The organism is Nocardia sp. NPDC004568 (assembly GCF_040609955.1).
In the GTDB taxonomy this organism is placed as follows: Bacteria; Actinomycetota; Actinomycetes; order Mycobacteriales; family Mycobacteriaceae; genus Nocardia.
The window spans coordinates 87164-93840 of sequence record NZ_JBEXLL010000017.1 but is presented as its reverse complement, the minus strand read 5'-3'; the positions used below and the strand labels follow the sequence as shown (position 1 = coordinate 93840).

Below are 6677 nucleotides of genomic sequence, written 5' to 3'. Positions count from 1 at the left end.
CCGCCCGCTTCGGCGGGGGCGGTGGTGGTGGACATTTCTTCTCCGAATCCACTGTCGTGCCGGCCGTGGCCGCCGCGGCGGCCACGGCCTCGATCTCGTCGTCGTTGCCGTCCGCGTCCTCGGCACCGCGTAACGCCCGCACCGCGGCGACACCGAACTGGACGGCGAGTACCGCGAAGGCGATCGGGACCAGGAACAGCACCGGCCAGGACACCACCGTCGACACACCGGCCGTCTGACCGATATCCCGGGCGTGCAGCGCTTCCTCGAGGCCGTACCAGGCGAATCCGGCCGTCACGACGAGCGCGGCCAGGTAGCCGGCGCCCAGTACCGCACGGCGGACCGGTCGCGGGAAGTAGTGGGTGACCAGGTCCGCGACGATGTGCTCCCCCCGGGCCTGCGCCGCCATGAACCCGAGCAGCGCGATGATCGGCAGGTAGATGTACTGCGTGATCTCGAGGGTGTTCTGGATCGGGCCGGCGGCGAACGCCCGGAACAGGGCATTGGCGGTCACGTGGAGCATCATGACGAAGAGCACGATGACTGCCGGGACCTCGATCAGGAGCCGCAGCCGGGGTGGCCTTGTGCTCGCGGCGCGCGTCGATGCGCTCATAGGAACTCCGCAGGATTGAGGGGATGGAATGCGGTGGCGCCCGGCGGAAACCGCACGGATCGCACCGCGACCGTGTCGGTCGTGATCCACGTCACCGAAGACGTGAATATCATTCGCCTGGTTTCGGCCGAAAGTCAAGCTTTCATGCGAATCATTTGCCTCTGACGACCCCCCTGGCGAACTCGGCCGCGGCGGAGACGCAGGTAAGCGACTTGACTGAACGGAGACCGGCGTCACACAATCACAATAAATGATTACCATTATCTGGATTTCGAGACCCGCTACCGCTGAGGAGGTCGTATGACCGCACCGAGTTCACCGGCCAAACCCCTGCCGCTCGCCGATGACATCACGGCCCCCTACTGGGCGGCGGCCCGGGAGCGACGGCTCTCGCTGCAGTTCTGCCGCGGATGCGAGTGTTTCGTGCACCTACCGGCGGCGTTCTGCCCGCGGTGCACCTCCGCCGATCTGGTCTGGCGCGACATGTCCGGCCGGGGGACGCTGTACTCCTACACCGTCATGCACGACGCGCCCGCTCCGGGCTTCGCCGGATCGCTCCCCTACCTGGTCGGCATCGCGGAACTCGTCGAACAGCCCGGCCTGCTGCTCACGGCCGATCTGCTCGGCGCCTCGCCGGACGACGTGGCGATCGGCATGCCGCTGGAAGTGATATTCGAGGAGCTGGCCCCGGATTCGATCGTGCCGCAGTGGCGCCCGAGGAGTGCCTGACATGTGGGACTTCCGCGACAAGGTCGCGATCGCCGGAATCGGCTACACCGAACTCATCCGCCGCAGTCCGCGCTCACTGGCCGAACTCACCGTCGAGGCCACCGATCGCGCCCTCGCCGACGCCGGACTGACCCGTGCCGCGGTGGACGGTCTCGCCACCACCCCGGCCATGCCGGTGTACGGCGGAGAGAAGGGCGATCAGGACGGCGTCGATGTGATGACGCCTGGCCATCTGGCCGGGGCCCTGGGCATCCGCGACCGGATCACCTGGCTGGGTAATACCGCCCCGATGGTCACCCACGCGGCGATCGACGCCGTCAACGCACTCGTCGCCGGGGCCTGTACACACGTCGTGCTCTACCGCGCGCTGCATATGCCCACGGGGCGGTATTCCCACTACACGGCCACCCGCGCCGGCGGAAAGGATCAGTTCTTCGCGCCGTACGGCTTCTCCATGCCGGCCGGTTGGGCCGCGACCGTGGCGCGCCGCTACCTCGACCTCGCCGGTGCGTCCCGGGACGCACTGGCCGACTTCGTCGTCGACAACAGGAACAACGCCCAGCACAACCCGCACGCGTACTTCCGGGGCACAACGCTGAGCCGGGACGAGTATCTGAACGCCCGGATGATCGCGGACCCGATCACCCTGTTCGACTGCGATCTGCCCGTCGACGGCGCGGTCGCGATCATCCTCACCCGCGCCGAACGCGCTCGCGCGCTGCGCAATCCACCGGCGCTGATCACCGGCTATGCGGCGAGCAACCATGTGGGGCCCACGGGGGCGCCGATGACCCTGGAGAGCATTCTCGACGGCGCGGCACACACCGGCGACCGGCTGTGGGACGCCGCGGGGGTCGGCCGCGACGAGATCGACAACGCGCAGCTCTACGACGGTTTCTCGATCTTCGCCTTCACGTGGCTGGAAGGTCTGGGTTTCGTCGGGCGTGGCGAAGCGCCGGAGTTCATCGGTACCGGCCGGGCCCGGCGCACCGGTTCGCTGCCCCTCAACACCGGTGGTGGTTGCCTGGCCGAGGGCCGCCTGCACGGAATGACCCAGCTGACCGAGGCCGCCTACCAGGTGACCGACCGGGCGGGAGAACGCCAGGTCCCCGGCGCCTCCCGCTCCGTCGTCACCGTCTCCAACGGCCTGGCCGGATCGGTCGCGTTCGTTATCAGCCGGGACGGCTGATCAGTCGCGGCCGAGCCCGAGTTCGCTCAGCTCGGCCGCGAACTTCTCCCGGGCCCGCGCCTGAAGAGCGGGCAGGTGGTAGCTCGGGAACAGGCCCTCGTGCGGCGCGGCATCCCGGAGCAGCTGTCGCGCCAACCCGATCTTGTGGACTTCGGTGGCACCGTCGGCCAGGCCCATGTGGTAGGCCTCGAAAAGCCATTTGCCCAGGGGTAGTTCCTTCGACACTCCCAGCGAACCGTGCAGTTGCACCGCCCGCGATGTCACATCCAGCAGAACCTTGGGCATCGCGGCCTTCACCGCGGCGATATCGGTGATGACCTTGCGATAGTCGTTCTCCCGGTCGATCCGCCACGCGGTCCGCAGCACCAGCAGCCGGAACTGCTCGAGCTGCAACCACGAATCGGCGATCATCTCCTGGACGAGTTGCTTGTCCCCGAGCCGGCTGCCGCGGGTGGTCCGGGAGACCGCGCGCTCGAGCATCATGTCCAACGAGCGCCGCACCAGGCCGACCGTACGCATGGCGTGGTGGATACGGCCGCCCCCGAGCCGGGTCTGGGCCACCTCGAAGCCCTGTCCGACGCCGCCGAGAATGTGGTCCCGGGGAATCCGCACATCGGTCCACCGGGTGTAGGCGTGCGTGCCTACCTCGTAGTCGTGTCCCCAGACACCGGTGTTGCGGACGATCTCCACGCCCGGCGTCTCGGCCGGGACGATGAATTGCGACAACCGCCGATGCGGTGCCGCGTCCGGATCCGTGACGGCCATGATGATGTAGAACGAGGCGAACCGCGCGTTGGAGCCGAACCACTTCTCGCCGTTGATCACCCATTCGTCACCGTCGAGCACGGCGGTCGTCTCGAACTCGACCGGATTCGAGCCACCCTGCGGTTCGGTCATGGCGTAGCAGGACACGATCTGGTTCTCGATGAGTGGTCGCAGGTACCGCTGTTTGAGTTCCGGCGTGCCGTAGTGCGCGAGGATCTCGGTGTTACCGGAATCGGGCGCCTGGCACCCGAACACGATAGGCCCGGTATGCGTGCGCCCGATGATCTCGTTGAGCAGCGCCAGCTTCAACTGGCCGTACCCCTGCCCGCCCAGCTCGGGCCCGAGGTGGGTGGCCCAGAGTCCCTTCTCCCGGACCTTGTCCTGCAACGGCGGAATCAACTTCTGCCGCAGTGGATCACGTAGATCCCATGCGTGGGTGATGACCTGGTCGATCGGCTCGACCTCCCGGGTGACGAACTCGTCGGCCCAGTCGAGCACCCGCTGGTACTCGGGGTCGGTCTCGAATCCCCAGCTCATATCCTGGTTCCTTTCTGAAATGCGGACGGGTTCCGGCGGGCGGTTCAGCGCATCGCGGTACGGCCGCCGTCGACCGGGATGATCGCGCCGGAGGTATAGGTGGCGCCCGGTCCAGCGAGGTAGAGTGCCGCGCCGACGATCTCGTCCGGTTCACCGGCACGTCCGAGCGGCAGCTCTTTCAACTTCTCGCCCACCACGTCCATATCCCAGGCCTTGCTGATATCGGTGAGGAACGGGCCGGCCATGATCGCGTTGACCCGGACCGCGGGGCCGTAGGCCTGGGCGAACCCTTTGGTCAGGACGTTGAGGCCCGCCTTGGCCGCCGCGTACGGCAGATCACCCGGCGTGGGCCGCTCCGCGGCGATCGAACTGATGTTGATGATCGAGCCGCCCTCCCCGGCGGCCATCCGGGGTGCGACCAGGGTGGTCAGCCGGAACGCGCCCTTGAGGTTGACGTCGAAGACCTTGTCGAACAGCGCCTCGGAGATCTCCGTGAGACTCGCGTACAGCGGCGACATCCCGGCATTGTTGACCAGGACGTCGATGCGGCCGAACTCCTCGTAGACGCGATCGACCAGTTGCTGCTGTGCGTCCCAGTCCCCGACATGGCAGGCCAGCGGAAGCGCCCGTCGCCCGGTGGCGGCGGCGACCTCGGCGGCGAGCTGCGCGCAGCTGTCGAGTTTGCGGCTGACGACAACGGTGTCGGCACCCGCGGCGGCGAACGCGAGCACCATCTCGCGGCCGAGACCGCGACTGCCGCCGGTGACCAGGGCGACCTTGCCTGCCAAGGGCAGCGCCGGATCCGTCATGGGTGAACCTCCTTGCCGAGGGGGCATCAGCGCGGTGCCATCCGGATGGCACCGTCGAGGCGGATGACCTCGCCGTTGATCATGGGGTTGGACAGGATGTGCGCGGCGAGCGAACCGAACTCCGCCGGATCGCCGAGCCGGCTCGGATGCGGTGTCTGCGCCCCGAGGGATGCCTTGGCCTCGTCGTTCAGTCCGGCGAGCAGCGGGGTGTCGAACAGTCCGGGCGCGATGGAGACGACCCGGATCCCGAGCGAGGCCAGATCCCGGGCCAGCGGCAGGGTCATCCCGGCGACGCCGGCCTTGGACGCGGCGTACGCGGCCTGGCCGATCTGACCCTCGAACGCGGCCACCGACGCGGTGGTCACGAGGACCCCGCGTTCTTCACCGTCGAGTTCGAGCCGCGCCATGCGCTCGGCGGCAAGCCGCACCACATTGAAGGTACCGATCAGGTTGATCGTCACGACCCGGGTGAAGACCTCGAGCGGGAAAACACCCTGGCGGCCCACCACCCGCAGCGATCGTCCCGTACCCGCACAGCCGACGACGGCACGCAGTTCGCCGAAACCCTCGGCCATGTCGAGTGCGGCCGCCACGGCCGACTCGTCGGTGATATCCGCGGGCGCGAACAGGGCGTTTGCGCCGAGACCGGCGGCCACGGCCGCCCCGTCGGAGGTGGGGAGATCGAGCAGCACCACCTTCGAACCCTCGTCGAGGAGCCGGCGCGCGGTCGCGAGCCCCAGTCCGGACGCACCCCCGGTGACGAGGGTGACCTTGCCGTTGATGTTCACACTGTGCCTTTCTTGTCCTCGGCCGCTCCGCCGAGTCGTTCAGATCCGTTCGACGATCAGGGCGTTGGCCATACCGCCGTGCTCGCACATGGTCTGCAGGCCGTAGCAGCCGCCGGTGCGTTCCAGCTCACCCACCATGGTCGCGAGCAGCCGCACCCCGGAGGCCCCGATCGCGTGTCCGAGCGAGATCGCGCCACCGGCCGGGTTGAGGCGGGCGAGGTCGGCATCGAATTCCCGCGCCCAGGCCAGCGGTACCGAGGCGAAGGCTTCGTTCACCTCGTAGACGTCGATCTCGTCCAATTTCAGGCCGGTGCGATCGAGCACCTGCCGGGTGGCCGGAATCGGCGCGGTGAGCATGTACAGCGGGTCGTCGCCGGCGACCGCGAAATCGACGAAACGGGCCCGCGGAGTCAGTCCGAGGCGCGCGGCCTCTTCCTCGGCCATGATCAACGTCGCGGCGGCCGCGTCGGTGAGCGGCGACGAGTTGCCGGGCGTGATCATCCAGTCCAGATCGGGAAAACGCCGCATCGGCTCCTCCGCACGGAAGGAGGCGCGCAGTCCGCCCAGGCTCTCCAGTGTCGTCGCGGCCCGGATCGTCTCGTCGGTGTCGTGCACGCCCCCGGCCACCGGCACCGGCACGATCTCCCGACCGAAATGCCCCGCGGCGGCCGCGCCGGCCGCCCGCCGATGTGATTCCACCGCATACCCGTCGACATCCGCGCGGGTCAGCCCGTACCGCTGCGCCACCAGCTCGGCGGCGACACCCTGCCCTGTCCAACCCTCCGGATACCGTTGCCCGAGACCCACACCCACCAGGTCCCGGCCCATCGGCGCGGTACCCATCGGCACCCGGCTCATGGATTCCACGCCGCAGGCGATCACGGCATCGTAGGCACCGGCGATCACGCCCTGCGCCGCGAAATGCACCGCCTGCTGGCTGGAACCGCACGCGCGGGTCACGGTGGTGGCGGGCACGGATTCGGGCAGTCCCGCGGCCAGCGCGGCGGACCGGGTGATATTGCCGGCCTGCTCGGACGCCTGGCTCACACAGCCGCCGATGACATCATCGATCAGGACGGGATCGATCCCGCTACGCGCCACCAACGCGCGCAAGACCTCGGCGAGCAGATCGATCGGATGGACAGCGGACAGGGCGCCACCGGGCTTACCCCGGCCCGACGCCGAACGGACGACGTCGACCAGCACGGCACTACGCATGATTTTCCTCCAGAAGATGCGGACCTTGT

General features: G+C 68.4%; 7 protein-coding genes. 2 read left to right on the top strand and 5 right to left on the bottom strand.

The annotated features are described in order from the left end of the window. On the bottom strand, positions 1-613 hold a 613-nt coding region (locus ABZV91_RS11285), incomplete at its 3' end, for a TRAP transporter small permease (protein WP_355238956.1). A 300-nt stretch (positions 614-913) separates the two neighbouring features. On the opposite strand from ABZV91_RS11285, the gene ABZV91_RS11280 reads away from it, so the two are divergent. Next, a complete protein-coding gene (locus ABZV91_RS11280; RefSeq protein ID WP_355238953.1) occupies positions 914-1342 on the top strand; it encodes an OB-fold domain-containing protein in 429 nt (142 codons plus the stop codon). 1 nt (position 1343) lies between these two features. After that, positions 1344-2531, top strand: a complete 1188-nt coding sequence (locus tag ABZV91_RS11275) for a hypothetical protein (protein ID WP_355238951.1) — start codon at positions 1344-1346, stop codon at positions 2529-2531. Here ABZV91_RS11275 and ABZV91_RS11270 read toward each other — a convergent pair whose 3' ends face one another. The 4 genes from ABZV91_RS11270 to ABZV91_RS11255 are packed head-to-tail and all read right to left on the bottom strand — an operon-like array spanning position 2532 to position 6648. Further along, positions 2532-3833, bottom strand: a complete 1302-nt coding sequence (locus tag ABZV91_RS11270; protein WP_355238948.1) for an acyl-CoA dehydrogenase family protein — start codon at positions 3831-3833, stop codon at positions 2532-2534. A gap of 44 nt (positions 3834-3877) precedes the next feature. Next, the gene (locus tag ABZV91_RS11265) at positions 3878-4642 is read right to left on the bottom strand and encodes an SDR family oxidoreductase (protein WP_355238945.1); all 765 of its coding nucleotides are present in this window, start codon (positions 4640-4642) and stop codon (positions 3878-3880) included. A 26-nt stretch (positions 4643-4668) separates the two neighbouring features. Then, a complete protein-coding gene (locus ABZV91_RS11260; RefSeq protein WP_355238942.1) occupies positions 4669-5430 on the bottom strand; it encodes an SDR family NAD(P)-dependent oxidoreductase in 762 nt (253 codons plus the stop codon). Between the two features lie 39 nt (positions 5431-5469). Beyond that, entirely contained in the window at positions 5470-6648 is a 1179-nt protein-coding gene (locus ABZV91_RS11255; protein ID WP_355238939.1) for a thiolase family protein, read from the bottom strand. Between the last annotated feature and the right edge of the window lie 29 nt (positions 6649-6677).